This window comes from Pseudomonas nunensis (genome assembly GCF_024296925.1).
GTDB classification, from domain to species: Bacteria; Pseudomonadota; Gammaproteobacteria; order Pseudomonadales; family Pseudomonadaceae; genus Aquipseudomonas; species Aquipseudomonas nunensis.
Map to the genome: position 1 here is coordinate 765,575 of NZ_CP101125.1, position 23,346 is coordinate 788,920.

A 23,346-nucleotide genomic window follows, 5' to 3' on the forward strand; every position below is an offset into this window, starting at 1 on the left:
CTTGATAAAGCCTATTGCTACACAGTCCAGCGGTTGTGCATCTCCACCCTACACGTATCCCTGATAATTCGGGTGCTGCCGCGCGCAGAATCCGCAGCGGGTTGGCATTTACCGTGAGCTCCGAAAGGGGAGGTCACGCATCATGGCTAATTTAGGCGTTGTTTCCGAAGCGTTCGCTCGGGGTCATTCGCAGCTGACTGCACTTTGTGAACTGGCCATGAATATTGGCTCGCAAGGCGAGTGAAAACTCTGCTTTGCCGCTTGATTCAGGCCTCATGTCACCTGCGCTCGTTACACCTGCAAACTCCACCGTTACGTAGCGAAAGCCCCGTAGGACGGCCTCGCGTCCTGGTGAATTGCGTTGGTCAGGGCCGGTTTTTGACCGTTAGTCCGCTGTCCAGGCCGCTTTTGGCGGCGTTCGCGACTATAGCAGCAATGATTAAGTGCTTCAATTCCATAAAAAATTGTTATCATCCGCGCCATGACGACTACTGCCCCTTCGACCCCAGCCGTACAACTGCTGGAGGTCTCGCCGGAATATGCCGGCCAACGTATTGATAACTTCCTTCTCGCTCGGCTCAAAGGCGTGCCCAAGACCTTGATTTACCGCATTTTGCGCAAAGGCGAAGTGCGAGTGAACAAAGGCCGGATCAAGCCCGAATACAAGCTGCAGGCGGGCGATATCGTGCGCGTGCCGCCGGTTCGCGTGCCTGAGCGCGACGAGCCGGTTCCGCTGGCACAAGGCCTGCTCCAGCGCCTCGAAGCCTCGATTATCTTCGAGGACAAGGCGTTGATCGTGATCAACAAGCCTTGTGGCATCGCGGTCCATGGCGGCAGCGGCCTGACTTACGGGGTGATCGAAGCCTTTCGTCAGTTGCGCCCCGATTGCAAGGAGCTCGAACTGGTTCACCGTCTCGACCGTGATACTTCCGGCCTGCTAATGATCGCCAAGAAGCGCAGCATGCTGCGTCACTTGCATACGGCGTTGCGCGGCGATGGCGTCGACAAGCGCTATATGGCGCTGGTCCGCGGCAACTGGGCGGCCTCGATCAAGCAGGTCCGTGCATCGCTCGGCAAGAGCAACCTGCGCTCCGGCGAGCGCATGGTCGAGGTCGACGAGGAGGAGGGCAAGGAGTCGGTGACCGTGTTCAAGGTCCTGCGTCGTTTCGGCGACTTTGCCACCCTGATCGAAGCCAAGCCGATCACCGGCCGGACTCACCAGATTCGCGTCCACACCTTGCACGCCGGGCATTGCATTGCCGGTGACACCAAGTATGGCGATGACGATTTCAGCAAGGAAATTCGCGACCTGGGCGGCAAGCGCCTGTTCCTTCACGCCTACATGCTGACCGTGCCGTTGCCTGATGGCGGCGAGCTGAAGTTGCAGGCGCCGGTCGACGAGATGTGGGCCAAGACCGTGGAGCGCCTGAGTGCACCCCTCTGATTACAAGCTGCTGATTTTTGATTGGGACGGCACCTTGGCCGATTCCATTGGTCGGATTGTCGAGGCGATGCATGTCGCGTCCGAGCGCTCCGGTTTCCAATTGTGCGACGACTTTGCCGTCAAAGGCATTATCGGCCTGGGGTTGCCCGAGGCGATTCGCACGTTGTACCCGCAGATCGGCGACGACGAGCTGATAGCGTTCCGTCAGCACTACGCGGACCACTACATCGCTGCGGAAGCAGTGCCTTCGCCGTTGTTCGAAGGTGTGGTCGAGTCGATGGCGGCGTTTCGTGACGAGGGTTATCGCTTGGCGGTCGCCACCGGTAAGGCGCGTCGCGGGCTGGATCGGGTGCTCAAGGCGCATGGTTGGGAAGATTATTTCGATATCACCCGTGCCGCTGATGAAACCGCCAGCAAGCCGCATCCGCTGATGTTGGAAGAGATCCTCGCCCATTGTGGTGTGACCGCGCAGCAAGCGCTGATGGTCGGGGATTCGTCCTTCGATTTGCAGATGGCGCGCAACGCTGGCATGGATTCTGTTGCGGTCAGTTATGGCGCCCAGTCCATTGAGGCGCTGAAACTGTTTGAGCCGCGACTGGCCATTGATCATTTTTCTGAATTGCATGCGTGGTTGAATCAGCGCACCTAAAACATTTTTGCTGAGGTAGATGGAATGACCGACGAATGGAAAGCGCCCGACAAATCGAGCGCTGAAGGTGGTGACGAGAAGAGCTGGAAGCTGCTGGAAAAGACCTTGCTGGCCGGTGTGCAGGAACAGCGCCGCTCCCGTCGCTGGGGGATTTTCTTCAAATTCCTGGCTTTTACGTATCTGTTTGTTGCCTTGCTGTTGCTGTCGCCGCTGATCAGCATGGAAAAAAGCGCGACCCGTGGCTCGAATTACACGGCGGTGATCGATGTCACGGGCGTTATTGCTGACAAAGAGACCGCCAGCGCCGACAACATCGTGACCAGCCTGCGTGCGGCCTTCGAAGATGAGAAGGTCAAGGGTGTGATCCTGCGGATCAACAGTCCGGGTGGCAGCCCTGTGCAGTCGGGTTACGTCTACGATGAAATTGGTCGCCTGCGTGCCTTGCATCCGAACGTCAAGGTGTACGCCGTGATCTCGGACCTGGGCGCTTCCGGTGCTTATTACATTGCCAGTGCGGCGGATCAGATCTACGCCGACAAGGCGAGCCTGGTGGGCTCCATTGGTGTGACGGCGGCCGGCTACGGTTTTGTCGGCACCATGGAAAAGCTTGGTGTTGAGCGCCGCACCTACACCTCTGGCGAGCACAAATCGTTTCTTGATCCGTTCCAGCCGCAAAAGCCTGAAGAAACCCAGTTCTGGCAGGGCGTGCTCGACACCACTCACCAGCAGTTCATTGCCAGCGTGAAGAAGGGTCGTGGCGACCGTCTCAAAGACAAGGATCATCCTGAGTTGTTCTCCGGCCTGGTCTGGTCGGGTGAGCAGGCGCTGCCGCTGGGCTTGATCGATGGCCTGGGGAATACCAGTTCGGTTGCTCGCGATATTATTGGCGAGAAAGAAATCGTCGACTTCACTGTCCAGGAATCGCCGCTTGATCGCTTCTCGAAGAAGCTCGGTGCCAGCGTGGCTGAGCAGATTGCGATGTGGATGGGGTTTCATGGTCCGTCGTTGCGCTAGTTCTCTGGTGGCATAAAAAAACCGGCTTTTTGCCGGTTTTTTTACAATCAAAAGATCGCAGCCTCGTTTCACTCGACAGCTCCTACAGTGAAACGAGGCTGCGATCTTTTGATCTTCAAGGAATCTGCACACCTTCAGCCAAAAGCATGTCGATCAACCGAATCAGCGGCAGGCCGATCAGGCTGGTGGCGTCAGGGCCTTCAGTGCTTTGAAACAGGCTCACCCCCAAACCTTCGGCCTTGAAGCTGCCAGCGCAGTCGTAGGGCTGTTCTGCGCGCAGGTAGCGTTCGATGCGCGCCGGGTCGAGTGTGCGCATGTGCACGGTGAACGGCACGCAGTCGACCTGGCAATGGCCGGTCTGGCTGTTGAGCAGCGCGAGGCCGGTCAGGAAGGTCACGCCGGCGCCGCTGGAAGCCAGCAATTGTTCGCGAGCCTTTTCGAAGGTGTGAGGTTTGCCGATAATCCGCTCGCCGAGCACCGCGACCTGGTCGGAGCCGATGATCAGATGAGCGGGGTGGCTGACGGCCAGCGCCCGCGCTTTCTCTTCAGCCAGGCGCTTTACCAAATTAATCGCGGACTCGTCCGGGCGATGGCTTTCATCGATATCCGGCGAGCTGCAGGTGAACTCAAGCTGCAAGCGGGCCAGCAATTCCCGGCGATAAACCGAACTTGAAGCGAGTAATAAAGGCAGCATGGGCATCTCCAAAAGGCAGGGCCGAATTCTAGCGAGGCTTCCAAGTGACGGACAGGGCTGAATTTCCTTTGACATGGCTGGGTGCATCCCTATAATGCTGCGCCTATGTTGAATGACCCGATTCCACCTCACGTTGACCCGCGCAAATTGGCTGATCGTGGCACCACCCTTCAAGGTGAATTGCTGCTGGCCGATTTGGAGAGACTCTGCGACCCGCTTTCCGACACTGTCGGTACGGTGCAGGCTAAATTCGTTTTTGAACGAGATGAACGTAAGTCTGTGGTAATCCACAGTTTTATCGACACCGAAGTCAAAATGGTTTGCCAGCGTTGTCTTGAGCTGGTCACCCTGCCGATCCATAGCGAATGCAGTTATGCTGTGGTGAAGGAGGGTGCGAATACCCAGTCGTTGCCGAAAGGTTATGACGTGCTGGAACTGGGCGAAGATCCATTGGATCTGCAGTCACTGATCGAGGAGGAGCTTCTGCTCGCCTTGCCCATTGTGCCTGCTCATCATCCGGAAGAATGCCAGCAGCCGGCGGGTCTCGATGAGCCCGAACCGAGCGAGGACGAGGTAACGCGGTCCAACCCGTTCAGTGTATTGGCGCAGTTAAAGCGTGACCCAAACGTTTAGGAGTTAATCAATTATGGCTGTTCAGCAGAACAAAAAATCCCGCTCTGCCCGTGACATGCGTCGTTCGCACGACGCCCTGACGGCAAGCACTCTGTCTGTAGAAAAAACCACTGGTGAAATTCACCTGCGTCACCACGTATCGCCAGAAGGCGTATACCGTGGCCGTAAAGTGATCGACAAGGGCGCTGACGAGTAATCACTTGTCTGCTCAAGTCATCGCGATTGACGCAATGGGCGGGGACTTCGGTCCCCGCAGCATTGTTCAGGCCAGCCTTGCTTGCCTGTCTGCTACGCCCTCGCTGCACCTGACCCTCGTCGGTCAACCTACCCTTTTAGAAGAACTGCTCTCCAGTCATTCGGCTGTGGATCGCGCGCGCCTGTCGATTACCCCGGCGTCCGAAGTCATCACCATGGACGAAAAGCCTGCCCAGGCCTTGCGTGGCAAGCCTGATTCATCGATGCGCGTGGCCCTTGAGTTGTTGCGTGATGGCAAGGTCCAGGCCTGTGTCAGTGCCGGCAATACCGGTGCGTTGATGGCCCTGTCGCGTTTTGTACTCAAGACTTTGCCGGGCATCGATCGGCCGGCGATGGTCGCGGCGATTCCGACCGAGAAGGGTTATTGCCAGTTGCTCGATCTTGGTGCCAACGTCGATTGCAGTGCTGAGCACCTGTTGCAGTTCGCGATCATGGGTTCGGTGGCGGCGGAAACCTTGGGTGTGGTTCGTCCTCGCGTGGCGTTGCTGAATATCGGTACTGAAGACATCAAGGGCAATCAGCAGGTCAAGCTGGCAGCGACCTTGTTGCAGAACGCCCGGGGCATCAACTACATCGGTTTTGTAGAAGGTGACGGTGTTTATCGCGGCGAGGCGGATGTGGTGGTGTGTGACGGCTTTGTCGGCAATATCCTGCTCAAATCCAGCGAAGGCCTGGCAACCATGATTGCCGGGCGCATCGAGGCGTTGTTCAAGCAAAGCTTCGCCTCGCGGGTGGTCGGCGCGCTGGCATTGCCGCTGATGAAGCGCTTGCAGGCGGATCTGGCTCCGGCACGACACAATGGTGCAAGCTTCCTCGGTTTGCAGGGCATTGTCGTGAAAAGCCACGGTTCTGCCGGGGTGCAGGGTTTCCAGAGTGCGATCCAGCGTGCCCTGATCGAGATCCAGGAAAACCTCCCGGAACGGCTGCACGGTCGTCTTGAGGATCTGTTGCCTTAGGCGTTTTCGTCGGACAATGCTTAAATGTGACCGCTCAGTTCAATTGGCCATCCAACTGTCAGTTTCTTGCAGTCCCCCAGCGGGACGTCAATTCTCCGACGACAAGATCATTAGGGGCTTGTTACATGTCTGCTTCCCTCGCATTCGTCTTTCCAGGACAGGGTTCGCAGTCCCTCGGCATGCTGGCCGAGTTGGGCGCGCAACATCCAGTGGTCCTCGAAACATTTAAAGAAGCTTCCGATGCTCTGGGTTACGACCTGTGGGCACTGACCCAGCAAGGGCCGGAAGAGCAGCTCAATCAAACCGATAAAACCCAGCCGGCCATTCTGACCGCCTCGATCGCCTTGTGGCGTCTGTGGCTGGCTGAAGGCGGTGCGCGTCCGGCTTATGTTGCCGGTCACAGCCTGGGCGAATACAGCGCCCTGGTGGCTGCGGGTAGCCTGAGCCTGGGCGACGCGGTGAAACTGGTCGAGCGTCGTGGCCAGTTGATGCAAGAGGCCGTTCCGGCCGGGCAGGGCGGCATGGCCGCTATTCTCGGTCTGGAAGACGCCGACGTGCTGGCTGCCTGTGCCGAAGCGGCGCAAGGCGAAGTGGTCAGCGCCGTCAATTTCAACTCCCCGGGCCAGGTGGTCATTGCTGGCGCCAAGGCTGCGGTCGAGCGTGCCATCGAAGGCTGCAAGGCGCGTGGTGCCAAGCGCGCCATGCCGTTGCCGGTCAGCGTGCCGTCTCACTGCGAGCTGATGCGTCCGGCGGCCGAGCGGTTTGCCGAGTCCATCGCTGCCATCGACTGGCAGGCTCCGCAGATTCCGGTTGTCCAGAACGTCAGCGCTGCGGTGCCGGCCGATCTGGAGACCCTCAAGCGTGATCTGCTTGAGCAGCTCTACAAGCCTGTGCGCTGGGTCGAATCGGTCCAGGCGCTGGCAGCCAAGGGCGCGACCCAACTGGTCGAGTGCGGCCCTGGCAAGGTGCTTGCCGGCCTGAACAAACGCTGCGCCGAAGGCGTATCCACATCTAACCTCAATACCCCAGACGCTTTCGCTGCCGCTCGCGCAGCGCTGGCCTGAATCAGGAGAAACTTGCATGAGTCTGCAAGGTAAAGTTGCACTGGTCACCGGTGCGAGCCGTGGTATCGGCCAGGCTATCGCCCTGGAACTGGGTCGTGAGGGCGCCATCGTCATCGGCACCGCGACCACCGCTTCGGGTGCCGAGCGCATCGCCGCTACCCTGAAAGAAAACGGTATTCAAGGCACTGGCCTGGAACTCAATGTCACCAGCGACGAGTCCGTTGCAGCGGTGCTGGCGAACATCACCGCGCAGTTCGGTGTCCCGGTAATCCTTGTCAACAATGCTGGCATCACCCGCGATAATCTGATGATGCGCATGAAAGACGACGAATGGAACGACGTCATCGATACCAATCTGAACAGTCTGTTCCGCCTGTCCAAGGGCGTTTTGCGCGGCATGACCAAGGCGCGTTGGGGACGAATTATCAGTATTGGTTCGGTTGTGGGTGCCATGGGCAACGCAGGCCAAGTAAACTACGCAGCCGCCAAGGCCGGTCTGGAAGGTTTCAGCCGTGCATTGGCGCGTGAAGTCGGTTCGCGTTCGATTACGGTAAACTCGGTGGCTCCAGGGTTCATCGACACTGATATGACCCGCGAACTGCCCGAAGCGCAGCGTGAAGGCTTGATTACACAGATTCCGCTGGGCCGTCTGGGACAAGCACAAGAGATCGCGTCTGTGGTCGCTTTTCTTGCATCCGACGGTGCGGCTTACGTTACTGGGGCTACAATCCCGGTGAACGGCGGGATGTACATGAGTTAAATGTGACGGGTTGCTTCAAAAAAATGTCATACGAGCTGTCTAAAATCCGTTATAAAGCTGCAATCTATTTATAGGCAGAGGGCCCCCGGGTTTGAGGAGTGAAGCTTTCAGTTGAAAAACTGAAAAGTCTTTCTATACACTTACCCACTGGCCAGCTGCCTGAATTTGTCCATTAGGAGTGAAAACAAGGTATGAGCACCATCGAAGAGCGCGTCAAGAAAATCGTTGCTGAGCAACTGGGCGTTAAAGAAGAAGAAGTGGTCAACACTGCTTCCTTCGTTGAAGACCTGGGTGCCGACTCCCTTGACACCGTTGAGCTGGTGATGGCTCTGGAAGAGGAATTCGAGACCGAAATCCCTGACGAAGAAGCTGAGAAGATCACTACTGTACAAGCTGCAATCGATTACGTTACTAACCACCAGGCTTAATAGCTTGTAATCGTTGCTTGCTGTCATGGAAAAACCGCACTGCCATCACGGCGTGCGGTTTTTTCTTTAGGCCTGATGCAAAGTCGTCATTTGAAAAAGGAGAGTGCTGTGTCGCGTAGACGCGTCGTAGTCACCGGTATGGGTATGTTGTCGCCACTGGGCACGGATGTGCCAAGCAGTTGGCAGGGCATTCTGGCTGGCCGCAGTGGCATTGGTCTGATCGAACACACCGACCTTTCTGCCTATTCCACCCGTTTTGGCGGCTCGGTAAAGGGCTTCAATGTCGAGGAATACCTGTCGGTCAAGGAAGCTCGCAAGCTCGACCTGTTCATTCAATACGGTCTGGCCGCAGGGTTTCAGGCTGTGCGTAACTCCGGTCTGGAAGTCACTGACGCCAACCGCGAGCGCATCGGCGTGGCCATGGGTTCGGGTATTGGCGGTCTGACCAATATCGAAGAAACCAGCCGCACGCTGCATGATTCCGGCCCTCGTCGAATTTCACCGTTCTTCGTGCCTGGCTCGATCATCAATATGATTTCCGGTTTCCTGTCCATCCACTTGGGTGCACAGGGACCTAACTACGCCATCGCCACGGCGTGTACCACCGGTACGCACTGCATCGGCATGGCGGCCCGCAACATCATGTACGACGAAGCCGACGTGATGATTGCCGGCGGCGCCGAGATGGCCGCTTGCGGTCTGGGCATGGGTGGCTTTGGTGCCTCCCGCGCACTGTCGACTCGCAACGACGAGCCGACCCGCGCCAGCCGTCCATGGGACAAGGGCCGTGATGGTTTCGTCCTGTCTGACGGCGCCGGTGCGCTGGTTCTGGAAGAACTGGAGCACGCCAAGGCCCGTGGCGCGACTATCTACGCCGAGCTGATCGGTTTTGGCACCAGCGGCGATGCTTACCACATGACTTCGCCTCCCGCTGATGGCGCCGGTGCTGCACGTTGCATCACCAATGCCCTGCGCGACGCCAAGATCAATGGCGATCAGGTCCAGTACATCAACGCCCACGGCACGTCGACTTCGGCCGGCGACCTCGCCGAAGCCTGTGCGATCAAGTCGGTGTTCGGCGATCACGCCTACAAACTGGCGGTCAGTTCGACCAAGTCCATGACCGGCCACCTGTTGGGTGCGGCGGGCGCGGTCGAGGCGATCTTCAGTGTGCTGGCGATCAACAGCCAAGTGGCGCCGCCGACCATCAACCTCGATGAGCCGGACGAAGGCTGCGACCTCGACTTCGTGCCGCACACCGCGCGCAACATGGATATCGATGTAGTGCTGTCCAACTCCTTCGGGTTTGGCGGGACCAACGGCTCGCTGGTGTTCCGCCGGTTCGCTGACTGATGGACAGCTGGGTCGACGGTCAGCCGGCTGACGCTCTGTCGCTGAAGGATCGCGGCCTGGCTTACGGTGATGGTCTGTTCGAGACCATTGCTGTGCAAGGCGGGCAACCGTTGTTGCTGGACCGGCATCTGTCGCGTCTGGCGCAAGGTTGCTCACGCCTGGCGATCACTGCCGATCAGGAACTGATTCGCAGCGAACTGCTGGCCTATGCCGTCGCACTGGGCGAGGGCGTGCTCAAGCTCATCCTCACTCGCGGCGACAGCTTGCGCGGTTATGCCCCCGATCCTTCGGCCCAGGCCCGACGCATTCTGCAAGGCAATCCTGCGGCTGCTTATCCTGCTGTCCATGCCGAGCAGGGCGTTCGTTTGTTCCCTTGCACCACACGACTTTCCAAACAACCACTGCTTGCCGGGCTCAAACACTTGAACCGTCTTGAGCAAGTGCTTGCGCGTGCCGAATGGCAAGACACCGAACACGCTGAAGGCTTGATGCTCGATCAGGTCGGTCGCGTCATCGAAGGTGTCTTCAGTAACGTGTTCCTGGTGCGCGATGGTGTGCTGATCACCGCCGATCTGAAGCGCTGCGGCGTGGCCGGCGTGATGCGTGCCGAATTATTGTTTCAGGCTGAGTCATTGGGGATCCCCACGCAAATCACCGACATCAGCCTCGATCAGCTGCAATGGGCCGATGAGGTCTTCGTCTGCAACAGCGTGTATGGCATTTGGCCGGTGCGCGCCTATGCAGCACTGAGCTGGTCGGTTGGCCCGCTCACCCGTAAACTCCAAACCATTGCCCGCGCGCTACTGGATGCTTGATACGTGAGACGTAAACTCTTGCTGCTGCTGGAAACCGGTCTGGTTCTGGCAGGGCTGCTATCAGCTGCTTCGGCCTGGAAAATCCATTCGGCGCTGGAACAGCCGCTGAATATCACCCAGGAAGAACTGCTGGAAGTGCCCAAGGGCACGACACCGACCCGCACTTTCTATCGACTCGAAACCGATGGCGTCATCAAGGACGCCTTCTGGTTGCGCGTCTATTGGCGCTTCAATCTTTCCGCCACGCCGATCCACAGCGGCGAATACCGCATGCTGCCGGGGATGACCGTCGACGGTCTGATCGACCTGTGGAAGCGTGGCGAAGTGGTGCAGTACAACGTGACGCTGGTCGAAGGCTGGAATTTCCATCAGGTCCGCGCGGCACTGGCCAAGGATGACAAGCTCAAGCAAACCCTGACTGGCCTGAGCGACACCCAAGTGATGGACAAGCTGGGTCACAGCGGGATTTTCCCTGAGGGCCGCTTCTTCCCGGACACTTACAGCTTCGTGCGCGGCATGACCGATGCCGAGTTGCTGAAAAAAGCCTATGAGCGCCTCGATGAGGTGTTGGCCAAGGAATGGGAAAAACGTGCCGCTGACGCGCCGTACACCGAACCCTATCAGGCACTGATCATGGCCTCGCTGGTGGAGAAGGAAACCGGCGTGCCACAGGAGCGCGGGCAGATTGCTGGCGTGTTTGTGCGGCGGATGGCGATGGGCATGATGCTGCAGACCGATCCGACGGTGATCTACGGTCTGGGTGATCGCTATACCGGCAAGTTGACTCGCGCGCATCTCAAGGAAGCGACGCCGTATAACACTTACATGATCTCCGGCCTGCCGCCGACACCGATTGCGATGGTCGGTCGTGAGGCGATCCATGCGGCGCTAAACCCGGTGGCCGGCAACAGCCTGTATTTTGTGGCTCGCGGCGACGGCAGTCATGTGTTCTCGGATGACCTGGATGCCCATAACTCGGCAGTACGCGAGTTTCAGCTCAAGCGTCGGGCGGATTACCGTTCCAGCCCGGCCCCAGCTAACGCCCCGGTGACGCCGGAAGCCGAGACGCCAATTCCCGCAGCTTCGCCCGACCCCGCGCCCGAAGCGGTGCCGCAAGTGCCGGCGCAAGATCCTGCCCCAGCACCTGAGCCGACGACTGCACCTGAAGCTGTACCGCCAACGCCGGCGCAAGAACCCGCAGCCGAACCGGATGCGTCGACGCCGACACCGCAAAGCTCGCAATGACACTGATTAAGGACTGCCTGTGACTGGCTTGTTTATTACCCTGGAAGGCCCGGAAGGCGCCGGCAAGAGCACTAACCGCGAATACCTGGCCGAACGCCTGCGCGCCGCCGGTATCGAAGTGCTGCTGACCCGCGAGCCGGGCGGCACGCCGTTGGCCGAGCGCATTCGCGAAGTGCTGCTGGCCCCGGTGGATGAAGTCATGAACCCCGACACCGAGCTGCTGCTGGTGTTCGCCGCCCGTGCCCAGCATCTGGCGGAGGTGATTCGTCCGGCGCTGGCCCGTGGCGCGGTGGTGTTGTGCGACCGTTTCACTGATTCGACCTACGCCTATCAGGGCGGCGGTCGCGGTTTGTCGCTGGAGCGCATCGCGACTCTGGAAACCTTCGTCCAGGGCGACTTGCGTCCGGACCTGACACTGATTTTCGATCTGCCGGTGGAAGTCGGCCTGGCTCGCGCCAGTGCTCGCGGTCGACTGGATCGCTTCGAGCTCGAAGGTCGAGCCTTTTTCGATGCCGTGCGCAGCGCCTTTCTCAAGCGCGCTGAAGCCGACCCGGCTCGTTATGTGCTGGTGGATGCCGCCCAGCCGCTGCCACAGGTCCAGCAGTCCCTGGATGCGTTGCTTCCGCGTTTACTGGAGTTGACCCGTGGCTGAGGCCTATCCATGGCAGGACGAGCTCTGGCAGCAACTGGCGGGGCGCAAGCAGCATGCCCACGCTTATTTGCTACATGGCCCGGCCGGCATTGGTAAACGTGCGTTGGCTGAGCGGTTGATGGCGCATTTGCTGTGCCAGCGTCCGACGGCCCAGGATGCCTGCGGCGAGTGCAAGTCCTGCCTGTTGCTCAAGGCCGGCAGTCACCCCGACAACTACATCCTCGAACCGGAAGAGGCGGACAAGGCGATCAAGGTCGACCAAGTGCGCGATCTGGTCAGCTTCGTGGTGCAGACCGCGCAGATGGGCGGGCGTAAAGTGGTGCTGATCGAGCCGGTCGAGTCGATGAACGTCAACGCCGCCAACGCCTTGCTCAAAAGTCTTGAAGAACCGTCCGGCGATACCGTGTTGCTGCTAGTCAGTCACCAGACCAGCCGTTTGCTGCCAACGATCAAGAGCCGCTGCCAGCAGCAGGCTTGTCCGCTGCCCAGCGAGGCGATGAGCCTGGCGTGGTTGGCGACGGCGTTGCCGGATTGCTCGCAGGAAGAGCGCGTCGAGTTGCTGACATTGGCTGCTGGTTCGCCTTTGGGCGCGGTCAAGTTGCAGAATCAGGGCGTACGCGAGCAGCGGGTGTTGGTGGTCGAAGGCGTAAAGCAACTGCTCAAGCAGCAGAAGTCGCCGACCCAGCTGGCCGAAGAATGGAAAAGCATTCCGCAATTGCTGCTGTTTGACTGGTTCTGCGACTGGTCGAGCCTGATCCTGCGCTATCAGTTGACCAAGGATGAAGAAGGCCTGGGCCTGATGGACATGCGCAAGGTCATTCAATACCTGGCGCAGAAGTCCGGGCAGGACAAAGTTCTCAATATTCAGGACTGGATTCTCGCCCAGCGTCAGAAGGTCATGAGCAAGGCCAACCTGAATCCGGCGCTGCTGCTTGAGGCGCTGCTGGTGCAATGGGTGTCTTTGCCGGGCCAGAAGTGACTAGACTCTGAGCATCCGCAGTGGAGGTCAGCATGAATGAACCCGTCAACACCGGGCCGCGTAACGGCATTTTGTCACTGACGATCAAGGACAAGTCCGTGCTGTATGCGGCCTACATGCCGTTCATCAAGAACGGCGGCCTGTTCATCCCGACCAACAAAAGCTACAAGTTGGGCGACGAGGTGTTCATGTTGCTGAACCTTATGGACGAGGCGGAAAAGATTCCGGTCGCCGGCAAAGTCACTTGGATCACGCCCAAAGGTGCCCAAGGCAACCGCGCCGCCGGAGTTGGCGTGCAATTCAACGACGGTGACAACACCGCCCGCAGTCGAATCGAAACCCATCTGGCCGGAGCACTGAAATCCGACCGTCCCACTCATACGATGTAAGTTGCAGCCCTTTTATGCTCGTAGATTCCCATTGCCACCTTGACCGCCTCGACCTCGTCGCCCATGACGGCTCCCTGGATGCCGCCCTCGATGCGGCCCGCCAGCGCGGGGTTGGACATTTTTTGTGTATCGGCGTCAGCGTCGATAATGCCGCCGACGTCAAAGCCTTGGCCGAGCGTTATGACGACGTCGATTGTTCGGTCGGCGTGCATCCGCTGGATGTGCAGCCCGGTGCCGCGCCTGCGCTGGATTGGTTGTTGCAGGAACTGAATCATCCACGCGTGGTGGCGATTGGTGAAACCGGTCTGGATTACCACTACGAGCCGGAAGCGGCGGAGTTGCAGCAGGAATCTTTCCGCCTGCATCTGCAAGCCGCTCAGCAGACCGGCAAACCGGTGATCATCCACACCCGTGGCGCTCGCGCGGATACCTTGAACCTGTTGCGCGAAGCCGCGTTGCCCCAGGCCGGTGTGCTGCATTGCTTCACCGAGGACTGGGACATGGCGAAGGCTGCGCTGGACATGGGTTATTACATTTCCCTGTCCGGGATTGTCACCTTCCGCAATGCCGATGCGTTGCGCGACGTGGCGAGCAAGGTGCCGGCCGACCGTTTGCTGGTGGAAACCGATTCACCATACCTGGCGCCGATCCCTTATCGCGGCAAACCGAACCTGCCGCAATATGTGCGGGAAGTGGCAGAGTTCCTGGCGATGCTGCGGGGTGAGTCTTATGAGCGATTTGCTGAGCAGACGACGGAAAACTTCAAGCGATTGTTTCCATTGGCCCATGTGAAATCAGCTTAGGATTCAGTGCCGCCTTCGCGAGCGAGCCCGCTCCCACAAGGCTGAATCGCAGGCAAAAAAAACCCGGGTTCTGGGGGGTGAATCCGGGTTAAGACCATTAGGAGTAAAACAAAGGCACGCGGTCCGTTGGTACCTATATCGACGCGGCACTTGGGGGAGATGCCTCGCCGACAGTTCAAGTATTGATCAGTATTGCGTCGACGCCAGTTTAGCCGCCCCGGTTTTTAAACAATTTTGGAATACGGCCGCTTCGGAAGAGTTCTCATCAACCGGCGACCTTGCGTGAAATCATCAAGAAACACAGATATGCTCGGATGATCCGTGCATTTTGGCGCAAGTTAGGCATAATACGCGGCTTCGAATTTTGACCCCTACAGACCTTTTCTTATGCATAAAGAACCTCGTAAGGTCCGTGAGTTTCGTCGCCGCGAGCAAGAAATTCTCGATACCGCGCTCAAGCTGTTCCTCGACCAAGGTGAAGACAGTGTCACCGTCGAGATGATTGCTGATGCCGTCGGTATCGGCAAAGGCACGATCTACAAGCACTTCAAATCCAAGGCCGAGATCTATCTGCGCCTGATGCTCGATTACGAGCGCGATTTGAACGAGCTGTTGCATTCCGCCGATGTCGACAAGGACAAGGAAGCCCTGTCCCGGGCCTACTTCGAATTCCGCATGCGCGATCCGCAACGCTATCGCTTGTTCGATCGCCTGGAAGAAAAGGTGGTAAAGGGCAACCAGGTGCCGGAGATGGTCGAGGAGCTGCACAAGATCCGTGCCTCGAACTTCGAACGCCTGACCCTGCTGATCAAGGGCCGGATCAGCGAAGGCAAGCTCGAAGACGTGCCGCCATACTTCCACTACTGCGCGTCCTGGGCGTTGGTGCATGGCGCCGTGGCGCTGTATCACTCGCCGTTCTGGAGCAATGTGCTGGAAGATCAGGAAGGTTTCTTCCAGTTCCTGATGGACATCGGCGTGCGCATGGGCAACAAGCGCAAGCGCGACACCGACACGCCAAGCAGCTGAGCCATTCAGCCGGCTGATTGCGCCATTATTTAGCTACATGGCGCAGTACCGCAGGAATATACTCAGGCTTAGGTATTGCTAAAACTTGATTTGTGAGTCAAGTTTTAGCGGTCCCGAAACTTCTTCTGCCGGAGTGATCAATGATCGTTGACCGTCAAGGCAGGCGTTTTCGCAATTTGCGGATCAGCCTGACCTCAGCCTGCAATTACGCGTGTACCTATTGCGTGCCGAACGGCAAGCGGCTGGTCGCTGCGCAGGATGAACTGTCGGCCGAGGCCATGGCGCGCGGCGTGGCTTATCTGATCGAAGCCGCCGGCATCGAGCGGTTGCGCATCACCGGCGGCGAGCCGCTGGTCAGCCCCAAACTCGAAGCTTTCATGATGGCCGTCGGCAAGATGGGCCTGGAAGACATCAGCCTGACCACCAACGGCCAGTTGCTGGCGAAAAAACTGCCGCTGCTGGTGGATGCCGGTATCCGGCGCATCAACGTTTCCCTCGATACCCTGGACGCCAGCGCATTCCGCAGCATTGCCCGTGGCGGCGATCTGGCGACGGTGCTCGACGGCATGGACCAGGCGTCGGCGGCCGGCATCAAGATCAAGGTCAACATGGTGCCGTTGCGTGGGCAGAACCTCGATCAGGTGATGCCGCTACTCGATTACTGTCTGGAGCGTGGCTACGAGCTGCGTTTTATTGAGTTGATGCGCATGGGCCACCTGGCCAGCGACAACAATGCCTTCCTGCAACAGTTCGTCAGCCTTCAGCAGTTGCTGAGCCTGATCGGCGAGAGCTACGAGTACCTGCAAGCTAACGCTCCGGTGGATGCCACGGCTGTGCGCTATGAGATCCCGGGGCGGGGCTACTTCGGTGTCATTGCCAACGAAAGCGTGCCGTTCTGCCGGACGTGTTCGCGTCTGCGGCTGTCGTCCACGGGTTGGCTGCATGGTTGCCTGTCGTCGAGCAATCGCCACTATGTCGGCGATCTGCTGGACAAACCGCGTCATCAGGCGCTTCCGGCGTTGCAGCGATTGCTGGTGAAAGCGTTGGGAGACAAGCAGGAAGTGGCGTTCTCCGGTGGGGCGACCATCATGAAGATTATCGGCGGCTGATCGGGCCTCTTCGCGGGCAAGCCTCGCTCCTACAGGTTTTGTACTCATCCTTGTAGGAGCGAGGCTTGCCCGCGAAAGCAATCTCCCGGTCATTTAAAAAACCTCTGAATCACTGCAGTCCAGAGAGCTGGCGCGGAAGCTGCATTCAACGCCCATTCGCCGGTTTTCCGTCACCGGCTTCTGGAGGGTAGGATGCGTAGCCTGGTTTTGCTGCTGGCCGTTTTGGCGCTTGGTGGCTGCATGAATGTCAGCGACATGGGCGAAGGTGTTCGCTACCACATGAGCGACGCGGGGCTGCTGGATCACAGCAACAGTCAGCGCGTGAATAACTTCCGCATTCAGCCGGACTCCTTTATCTATATCGCCCAAGGTGCCTTCGCGCCGCCGGGCAGCGCTTATCCACGCCCGAACGTGGTGGCGGAAGAAGCCTTCGACGGCTTTATCGAATACTTCCCGATGGTCCGCCGCGCCCGTGCGCCGGAAGGCCTCGATGCGGCCATGGGCGAAGCCCGCGCCGCCGGTGCGCATTACCTGCTCTACACACGGTTTGCCAAGGCAGACGACCGCATCGGTAACTCGGACGAATGGCTCGATCAGGAAGCCGTGGATCGCCTCGGTATCGACAGCGGCGTCATTCAAATCATGTTGATCGAGACCAGCACCCAGTATTTGATCGATACTGCACGGATCAAGAGTCGTGGCGGTTTACTGACGTTCCACGACACCAAGCCAGAAGACCTGCTGGGCCCGCCGCTGGAGCAATACGCTCGTAGCCTGTTGGGGCTCAGCGACCAGTAATTCAAAGGAGATCGCCATGAGTGGCCCGCAAAAAGCCAACGACCTACTGGGGCAAATCCCCAAGACCAAAGGCTTGCCACCGGTCCACTTGTGGAACCCCGACTTCTGCGGCGACATCGACATGCGCATCGCCCGGGACGGCACTTGGTACTACCTGGGCACGCCGATCGGGCGCAAGCCAATGGTCAAGCTGTTCTCCACCATCATCCGCCGCGACGGCGATGATTACTTTCTGATTACTCCGGTCGAGAAAGTCGGGATCAAGGTCGATGACGCGCCGTTCGTGGCGATTGCCGTGGATGTCGAAGGCGAGGGCGAAGCTCAACTGCTGCGCTTCACCACCAACGTCGATGAGACGGCCGAGGCGGGCACCGAACATCCCATTCGCGTGATGATTGATCCCGTGACCCAGGAACCTGCGCCGTACGTGCACGTTCGGACCAACCTTGAAGCGCTGATCCACCGCAATGTGTTCTACCAATTGGTGGAGCTGGCGGTGAGTCGTGAGATCGACGGGCAGCGCTGGTTGGGTGTTTGGAGTGGCGGGGAGTTCTTCCCAATCGGTCTTGAACCCTAAGCAAATCCAAATGTGGGAGCGGGCTTGCTCGCGAAGGCGTCGTGTCAGTCAGCATATAAATAAACTGACACACCGCTTTCGCGAGCAAGCCCGCTCCCACATTGTTTTTGTGTGTTTCGCGCAAAATTCAAATTGACACTCAATCGTATGATGATTAGCGTGGGCCTCCATCGCGAACGGTTTTTTGCCGTCCCTGCTTCGAGGTTTTCATGTCCAGCAGTTTTCATGCGTCGACGGTCGATTGGCTAGGTGGCTGGATAGCCGCCGGCCAAGTCAAGCCCGGCGAAACCATCAAGGTTGAAGCCGACCTGGGCGAACAGCTCGGGGTCAGTCGCACGGTGATTCGCGAAGCCATCAAGACCCTGGTCGCCAAAGGCATGCTCGAAGTCGGGCCGAAGGTCGGGACACGCGTGCTGCCGATAAAGCGCTGGAACCTGTTTGATCCGCAAGTCGTTGGTTGGCTCTCCCGCAGCGGCCTGCCGGAAAACTTCGTCGACGACTTGCTCGACTTGCGCCGCACCATCGAACCCATGGCCGTGCGCTGGGCCTGTGAGCGCGCCACCGTCGAACAGGTGCAAGCGATCCTCCAAGCCTACAACGCACTGGAGCGCGCCGTGGACAGCGGCATCGACTACAACCTCGCCGACCAGTTTTTCCACGAGTGCATCCTCGCCGCCAGCCACAATCAATTCATCGAACAAATGGTCCCGGCCCTCGGCGCGCTGCTGGCGGTGTCGTTTGAAGTCTCCGCCGCCGACCCGGATGAACTCCGCCGCACGCTACCGATCCACAAAGACATGGCCGACGCCATCGCCGCCCGGGATGCCGCGCGGGGTGTGTGGGCCTGCATGACCCTGATCGACAATGCCGATCTGGCTATCAAGCGTTTCTACCCACAAGTCATGGCTGACAAAAAAGCCAGCTAACCACACCAATCCCTTGTAGGAGCGAGGCTTGCCCGCGAAGGCGTCATCACATTCAACACTGATGTCACAGACCCATCGCCTTCGCGGCCAAGCCTCGCTCCTACATAGAAAAGCAATAAAGCAGGAGGTTTCATGACGTGGACTGCCGTGACCGAACACCGCGCCCAGCTCGGTGAAGGCCCGTTCTGGGATGCGCCGACCCAAGCGCTCTACTGGGTCGACATCGCCGGCAAGCAAGCGCTGCGGCTGATCGGCAGCAACGTGCAGATCTGGCAGATGCCCGAGCACGTGTCCGCCTTCATCCCCTGCGAAAGCGGCGATGCCTTGGTGGCGATGAGCAGCGGCGTCTACCGGCTGGATCTGGATTCCCCCGGCCTCGAACCGCGCCTGACTTTGCTTTGTGTCGCCGATCCGCAACCCGGCAACCGTCCCAACGAAGCCCGTTGCGATGCGCAAGGTCGGCTCTGGCTCGGGACCATGCAGAACAACATCGGCGAGAACGGCGAAGACTTGCCGATCGTGCGCCGCTCCGGTGGCCTGTTCCGCATTGATCGCGATGCGAGGGTCACGCCGCTGCTGCGGGGGCTGGGCATTCCCAACACCCTGTTGTGGAGCGACGACTCGACCCGCCTGTACTTCGCTGACAGCCTCGACCGCACGCTCTATCAGCACTTCATCCGCACCGACGGTAGCCTCGACCCGGCCCAGGTCTGGTTCGGCCCCCACGAACGCGGCGGCCCCGACGGTTCGGCGATGGATGCGCAGGGCTATCTGTGGAACGCCCGGTGGGACGGCAGTTGTCTGCTTCGAATCAGCCCCGAAGGCCAGGTTGATCGGGTAATCGAATTGCCGGTCAGCCGCCCCACCAGTTGCGTGTTCGGTGGCGAAGACCTGCAAACCCTGTACATCACCAGCGCCGCCAGTCCGCTCAACCATCCACTGGACGGCGCGGTGCTGTCGATTCGGTTCGATGTGCCCGGAAAAACCTGTACGAGATTTGCTGGATAAATCCCAAAATATGGGATGTAAAATTATATATTGAGATTATTTGGCGGTCGGGTTTATAGTCGGCTCCATCAGTTACACGCACTCACACTTAAAAAAACAAAACAGGTGAAGTGATGCAGGGATTTTCTAAGCAGTTTTTCGACCGGACATCGACAGATGCCCGGTTTTTGTCGTGCCTGAAAAAGGGAGCCGGGATTCATGGCTGAGCCTCTTTCCCTGCCTCCCGTGCCCGAGCCGCCGAAGGGCGAACGACTAAAAAACAAAGTCGTGCTGCTCACCGGCGCGGCTCAAGGTATCGGCGAAGCCATCGTTGCGACGTTTGCCTGCCAGCAAGCCAGGCTGATCATCAGCGACATCCAGGGCGAAAAAGTCGAGAAAGTCGCGGCCCACTGGCGCGACAAAGGTTTTGACGTGCAAGCGATCAAGGCTGATGTATCGAACCAGCAAGACCTGCACGCCATGGCCAGATTGGCCGTCGAACGCCACGGCCGCATCGACGTGCTGGTCAACTGCGCGGGGGTCAATGTGTTCTGTGATCCTCTGGAAATGACCGAGGAAGACTGGCGCCGCTGCTTCGCTATTGACCTCGACGGCGCGTGGTTCGGCTGCAAGGCCGTGTTGCCGCAGATGATCGAGCAGGGCATCGGCAGCATCATCAACATCGCCTCGACCCATTCTTCCCACATTATTCCCGGCTGCTTTCCGTATCCGGTGGCCAAGCACGGTTTGCTCGGCCTGACCCGCGCCCTCGGCATCGAATACGCGCCGAAGGGCGTTCGCGTCAACGCCATCGCGCCGGGCTACATCGAAACCCAACTGAACGTCGATTACTGGAACGGTTTTGCCGACCCCCAGGCCGAACGTCAGCGGGCCTTTGATCTGCATCCGCCGCGCCGCATCGGGCAGCCGATGGAAGTGGCGATGACGGCTGTTTTCCTGGCCAGTGATGAAGCGCCGTTCATCAATGCGTCATGCATCACCATCGATGGTGGGCGCTCGGTCATGTACCACGACTGAGCACATCGGGTTTCAGACGCGGAACTCCGTCCGAAATCCAATCATCATACGATATGACTTTTGGCTACACGCTTGACCGCTGCATCGGTTTTCAAAATAACGCTCAAAAAAAATAACAAGGAGTCAGCTTATGAATCGTCGTCCTGGGATCCGTTCCCTGTGCTGTGCCGCTTTGGCGGTCACGGCGGTCAGCCTGAGCAGTTCGCTGCTGGCGGCCGAGCAAGTGAAAATCGGTTTTCTGGTCAAGCAGGCTGAAGAGCCCTGGTTCCAGACCGAATGGGCCTTCGCCGAAAAGGCCGGCAAGGACAAAGGCTTCACCGTGATCAAGATCGCTGTGCCCGATGGCGAGAAAACCCTCTCGGCCATCGACAGCCTGGCGGCCAACGGTGCCAAAGGCTTTGTGATTTGCCCGCCAGACGTCGGCCTCGGCCCAGCCATCGTCGCCAAAGCCAAGGCCAACGGCTTGAAAGTGATGACTGTCGATGACCGTTTCGTCGATGCCAACGGCAAGTTCATGGAAGACGTGCCGTACCTCGGCATGGCCGCGTTTGAAGTCGGCCAGAAACAGGGCACCGCCATGGCCACCGAAGCAAAAAAACGCGGCTGGGACTGGAAAGAAACCTACGCCGTGATCAACACCTTCAACGAACTCGACACCGGCAAGAAACGCACCGACGGTTCGGCCAAGGCCTTGGAAGATGCCGGTTTCCCTAAAGACCACATCCTCTTCACCGCACAGAAAACCCTCGACGTACCGGGCAGCATGGACGCCACCAACTCGGCCCTGGTGAAACTGCCAAGCGGCGCGAAAAACCTGATCATCGGCGGCATGAACGACAACACTGTGCTGGGCGGCGTGCGCGCCACCGAAAGCGCCGGGTTTACCGCCGCCAACGTGATCGGCATCGGCATCAACGGCACCGACGCCATCGGCGAACTGAAAAAGCCTAACAGCGGCTTCTTCGGCTCGATGCTGCCAAGCCCGCACATCGAAGGCTACAACACCGCCGCGATGATGTACGAGTGGGTCACCACCGGCAAAGAACCGCCGAAATACACCGCCATGGATGACGTGACGCTGATCACTCGCGAGAACTTCAAGCAGGAACTGGAAAAGATCGGCCTGTGGAATTGAAGGCCGGTTGATTTCATCGGCGGCCCTGGCGACGGGGCTGCCTGATCTGTGTGATGAGGTGGTTATGCAAGCGCAAACACAAACACAAGAACACGTCGGCGGCAGCTTGCGCTTCAACGGGATCGGCAAGACCTTTCCCGGGGTGAAGGCGCTGGACGGCATCAGCTTCGTCGCGCATCCGGGGCAGGTGCATGCCTTGATGGGCGAGAACGGCGCCGGCAAATCGACGTTGCTGAAAATCCTCGGCGGCGCCTACATTCCGAGCAGCGGCGACCTGCAGATCGGCGAGCGGACGATGGCCTTCAAGTCCACTGCCGACAGCATCGCAAGCCGCGTCGCAGTGATCCACCAGGAGCTGCATCTGGTCCCGGAAATGACCGTCGCGGAGAACCTGTTCCTTGGGCACCTGCCGGCCAGTTTCGGCCTGATCAATCGCAGCACGTTGCGCCAGCAAGCGTTGGCCTGCCTCAAGGGCCTGGCGGATGAAATCGATCCGCAAGAGAAAGTCGGGCGCCTGTCCCTCGGTCAGCGGCAATTGGTGGAAATCGCCAAGGCGTTGTCCCGTGGTGCGCATGTGATTGCGTTCGACGAACCGACCAGCAGCCTCTCGGCCCGGGAGATCGATCGCTTGATGGCGATCATCGGTCGCTTGCGGGATGAAGGCAAAGTGGTGCTCTACGTTTCCCATCGCATGGAAGAAGTGTTCCGCATCTGCAACGCGGTGACCGTGTTCAAGGATGGCCGCTTCGTGCGCACCTTCGAGAACATGAGTGAACTGACCCACGACCAGCTAGTGACCTGCATGGTCGGTCGCGATATCCAGGACATCTATGATTACCGCCCGCGTCAGCGCGGTGCGGTGGCGCTGAAGGTCGACGGTTTGCTCGGGCCTGGCCTGCGTGAGCCGGTGAGTTTCGAGGTGCACAAAGGCGAAATCCTCGGGCTGTTCGGTTTGGTCGGGGCAGGGCGCACCGAGCTGTTTCGCATGCTCAGCGGCCTGACCCGCAACACCGCCGGACGCCTGGAGCTGCGCGGCCATGAACTGAAACTGCGCTCACCGCGCGATGCGATAGCCGCCGGGGTTCTGCTGTGCCCCGAGGACCGCAAGAAGGAGGGCATCATGCCGCTCTCCAGCGTCGCCGAGAACATCAACATCAGCGCGCGCAAGTCCCATTCCACCTTCGGTTGCCTGTTGCGTGGCCTGTGGGAAAAGGGCAACGCCGACAAGCAGATCGCCGCGCTGAAAGTGAAGACGCCGAGCGCGTCGCAGAAAATCATGTACCTGTCTGGTGGCAATCAGCAGAAGGCGATTCTCGGTCGCTGGCTGTCGATGCCGATGAAAGTCCTGCTGCTCGACGAACCGACTCGCGGCATCGATATCGGCGCCAAAGCCGAGATCTACCAGATCATCCATAACCTCGCGGCCAGTGGCATTGCGGTGATCGTGGTGTCCAGCGACTTGATGGAAGTCATGGGCATTTCCGACCGCATCCTGGTGCTGTGCGAAGGCGCGATGCGCGGCGAGCTGTCCCGCGACGAGGCCAATGAATCCAACCTGCTGCAACTGGCTTTGCCGCGCCAACGCGCTGACGGCGTGGCGAATTGAGAGGTAATTAT

26 protein-coding genes are annotated in these 23,346 nt (G+C 59.1%); 25 read left to right on the forward strand and 1 reads right to left on the reverse strand.

The features are described from left to right. Window positions 1-481: 481 nt before the first annotated feature. The 3 genes from rluC to sppA are packed head-to-tail and all read left to right on the forward strand — an operon-like array spanning window position 482 to window position 3,107. The gene (rluC, locus tag NK667_RS03525) at window positions 482-1,444 is read left to right on the forward strand and encodes a 23S rRNA pseudouridine(955/2504/2580) synthase RluC (RefSeq protein ID WP_054051763.1); all 963 of its coding nucleotides are present in this window, start codon (window positions 482-484) and stop codon (window positions 1,442-1,444) included. After that, window positions 1,431-2,093 (forward strand): HAD-IA family hydrolase, encoded by a 663-nt coding sequence (locus NK667_RS03530; protein ID WP_054051765.1) that lies wholly within the window; start codon window positions 1,431-1,433, stop codon window positions 2,091-2,093. The genes rluC and NK667_RS03530 overlap by 14 nt, the downstream gene beginning before the upstream one ends. Window positions 2,094-2,117: 24 nt before the next feature. After that, window positions 2,118-3,107, forward strand: coding sequence for a signal peptide peptidase SppA (gene sppA / locus NK667_RS03535; protein WP_054051767.1), 990 nt, complete (start codon window positions 2,118-2,120; stop codon window positions 3,105-3,107). Window positions 3,108-3,222: 115 nt separating this feature from the next. Here the strand turns inward: sppA and NK667_RS03540 are convergent, their stop codons facing one another. Further along, a complete protein-coding gene (locus NK667_RS03540) occupies window positions 3,223-3,801 on the reverse strand; it encodes a Maf family protein (RefSeq protein WP_054613859.1) in 579 nt (192 codons plus the stop codon). A 105-nt stretch (window positions 3,802-3,906) separates the two neighbouring features. Between NK667_RS03540 and NK667_RS03545 the strand changes: the two genes are divergently transcribed. The 22 genes from NK667_RS03545 to araG all read left to right on the forward strand — a co-directional run bounded on the left by NK667_RS03545 (window position 3,907) and on the right by araG (window position 23,335). Further along, a complete protein-coding gene (locus NK667_RS03545; RefSeq protein WP_004371317.1) occupies window positions 3,907-4,434 on the forward strand; it encodes a YceD family protein in 528 nt (175 codons plus the stop codon). Between the two features lie 13 nt (window positions 4,435-4,447). Further along, window positions 4,448-4,630: a 50S ribosomal protein L32 gene (gene rpmF, locus NK667_RS03550; RefSeq protein ID WP_008152339.1), complete on the forward strand. Its 183-nt coding sequence runs from the start codon at window positions 4,448-4,450 to the stop codon at window positions 4,628-4,630. 4 nt (window positions 4,631-4,634) lie between these two features. Then, window positions 4,635-5,645, forward strand: a complete 1,011-nt coding sequence (gene plsX / locus NK667_RS03555; RefSeq protein ID WP_082356729.1) for a phosphate acyltransferase PlsX — start codon at window positions 4,635-4,637, stop codon at window positions 5,643-5,645. A 125-nt stretch (window positions 5,646-5,770) separates the two neighbouring features. After that, on the forward strand, window positions 5,771-6,709 hold the full coding sequence (fabD, locus tag NK667_RS03560) for an ACP S-malonyltransferase (protein WP_054051772.1): 939 nt from the start codon (window positions 5,771-5,773) through the stop codon (window positions 6,707-6,709). Between the two features lie 16 nt (window positions 6,710-6,725). Then, complete coding sequence (gene fabG, locus NK667_RS03565) at window positions 6,726-7,469, forward strand: 3-oxoacyl-ACP reductase FabG (RefSeq protein ID WP_054613860.1); 744 nt, start codon at window positions 6,726-6,728, stop codon at window positions 7,467-7,469. A 191-nt stretch (window positions 7,470-7,660) separates the two neighbouring features. After that, complete coding sequence (gene acpP, locus NK667_RS03570) at window positions 7,661-7,897, forward strand: acyl carrier protein (protein WP_003442511.1); 237 nt, start codon at window positions 7,661-7,663, stop codon at window positions 7,895-7,897. 108 nt (window positions 7,898-8,005) lie between these two features. After that, a complete protein-coding gene (gene fabF / locus NK667_RS03575; protein ID WP_054613861.1) occupies window positions 8,006-9,250 on the forward strand; it encodes a beta-ketoacyl-ACP synthase II in 1,245 nt (414 codons plus the stop codon). Continuing rightward, on the forward strand, window positions 9,250-10,065 hold the full coding sequence (gene pabC, locus NK667_RS03580; RefSeq protein WP_054613862.1) for an aminodeoxychorismate lyase: 816 nt from the start codon (window positions 9,250-9,252) through the stop codon (window positions 10,063-10,065). The genes fabF and pabC overlap by 1 nt, the downstream gene beginning before the upstream one ends. 3 nt (window positions 10,066-10,068) lie before the next feature. Beyond that, on the forward strand, window positions 10,069-11,310 hold the full coding sequence (gene mltG / locus NK667_RS03585) for an endolytic transglycosylase MltG (protein ID WP_054613863.1): 1,242 nt from the start codon (window positions 10,069-10,071) through the stop codon (window positions 11,308-11,310). Between the two features lie 19 nt (window positions 11,311-11,329). Next, the gene (gene tmk, locus NK667_RS03590) at window positions 11,330-11,962 is read left to right on the forward strand and encodes a dTMP kinase (protein WP_054051783.1); all 633 of its coding nucleotides are present in this window, start codon (window positions 11,330-11,332) and stop codon (window positions 11,960-11,962) included. Then, the gene (locus NK667_RS03595; RefSeq protein WP_054051786.1) at window positions 11,955-12,941 is read left to right on the forward strand and encodes a DNA polymerase III subunit delta'; all 987 of its coding nucleotides are present in this window, start codon (window positions 11,955-11,957) and stop codon (window positions 12,939-12,941) included. The genes tmk and NK667_RS03595 overlap by 8 nt, the downstream gene beginning before the upstream one ends. A gap of 32 nt (window positions 12,942-12,973) precedes the next feature. Next, the gene (locus NK667_RS03600) at window positions 12,974-13,330 is read left to right on the forward strand and encodes a PilZ domain-containing protein (RefSeq protein WP_054051788.1); all 357 of its coding nucleotides are present in this window, start codon (window positions 12,974-12,976) and stop codon (window positions 13,328-13,330) included. A 14-nt stretch (window positions 13,331-13,344) separates the two neighbouring features. Next, the gene (locus NK667_RS03605; RefSeq protein WP_054613864.1) at window positions 13,345-14,133 is read left to right on the forward strand and encodes a TatD family hydrolase; all 789 of its coding nucleotides are present in this window, start codon (window positions 13,345-13,347) and stop codon (window positions 14,131-14,133) included. 387 nt (window positions 14,134-14,520) lie between these two features. Continuing rightward, window positions 14,521-15,159, forward strand: coding sequence for a TetR/AcrR family transcriptional regulator (locus NK667_RS03610; RefSeq protein ID WP_008152317.1), 639 nt, complete (start codon window positions 14,521-14,523; stop codon window positions 15,157-15,159). 140 nt (window positions 15,160-15,299) lie between these two features. Beyond that, complete coding sequence (locus NK667_RS03615; RefSeq protein WP_054613865.1) at window positions 15,300-16,268, forward strand: GTP 3',8-cyclase MoaA; 969 nt, start codon at window positions 15,300-15,302, stop codon at window positions 16,266-16,268. A 192-nt stretch (window positions 16,269-16,460) separates the two neighbouring features. Beyond that, entirely contained in the window at window positions 16,461-17,066 is a 606-nt protein-coding gene (locus NK667_RS03620) for a DUF4823 domain-containing protein (protein ID WP_054613866.1), read from the forward strand. Between the two features lie 16 nt (window positions 17,067-17,082). Then, window positions 17,083-17,643, forward strand: a complete 561-nt coding sequence (locus tag NK667_RS03625) for a DUF1285 domain-containing protein (RefSeq protein ID WP_054051795.1) — start codon at window positions 17,083-17,085, stop codon at window positions 17,641-17,643. 209 nt (window positions 17,644-17,852) lie between these two features. Next, entirely contained in the window at window positions 17,853-18,569 is a 717-nt protein-coding gene (locus NK667_RS03630; RefSeq protein ID WP_054052212.1) for a FadR/GntR family transcriptional regulator, read from the forward strand. A 132-nt stretch (window positions 18,570-18,701) separates the two neighbouring features. Further along, on the forward strand, window positions 18,702-19,577 hold the full coding sequence (locus NK667_RS03635) for an SMP-30/gluconolactonase/LRE family protein (RefSeq protein ID WP_054613867.1): 876 nt from the start codon (window positions 18,702-18,704) through the stop codon (window positions 19,575-19,577). 198 nt (window positions 19,578-19,775) lie between these two features. Beyond that, on the forward strand, window positions 19,776-20,594 hold the full coding sequence (locus tag NK667_RS03640) for an SDR family oxidoreductase (protein ID WP_054613868.1): 819 nt from the start codon (window positions 19,776-19,778) through the stop codon (window positions 20,592-20,594). A 130-nt stretch (window positions 20,595-20,724) separates the two neighbouring features. Next, window positions 20,725-21,729, forward strand: coding sequence for a substrate-binding domain-containing protein (locus tag NK667_RS03645; protein WP_054051801.1), 1,005 nt, complete (start codon window positions 20,725-20,727; stop codon window positions 21,727-21,729). Between the two features lie 64 nt (window positions 21,730-21,793). Continuing rightward, a complete protein-coding gene (gene araG, locus NK667_RS03650) occupies window positions 21,794-23,335 on the forward strand; it encodes an L-arabinose ABC transporter ATP-binding protein AraG (protein WP_054051803.1) in 1,542 nt (513 codons plus the stop codon). The last annotated feature ends 11 nt before the right edge of the window (window positions 23,336-23,346 follow it).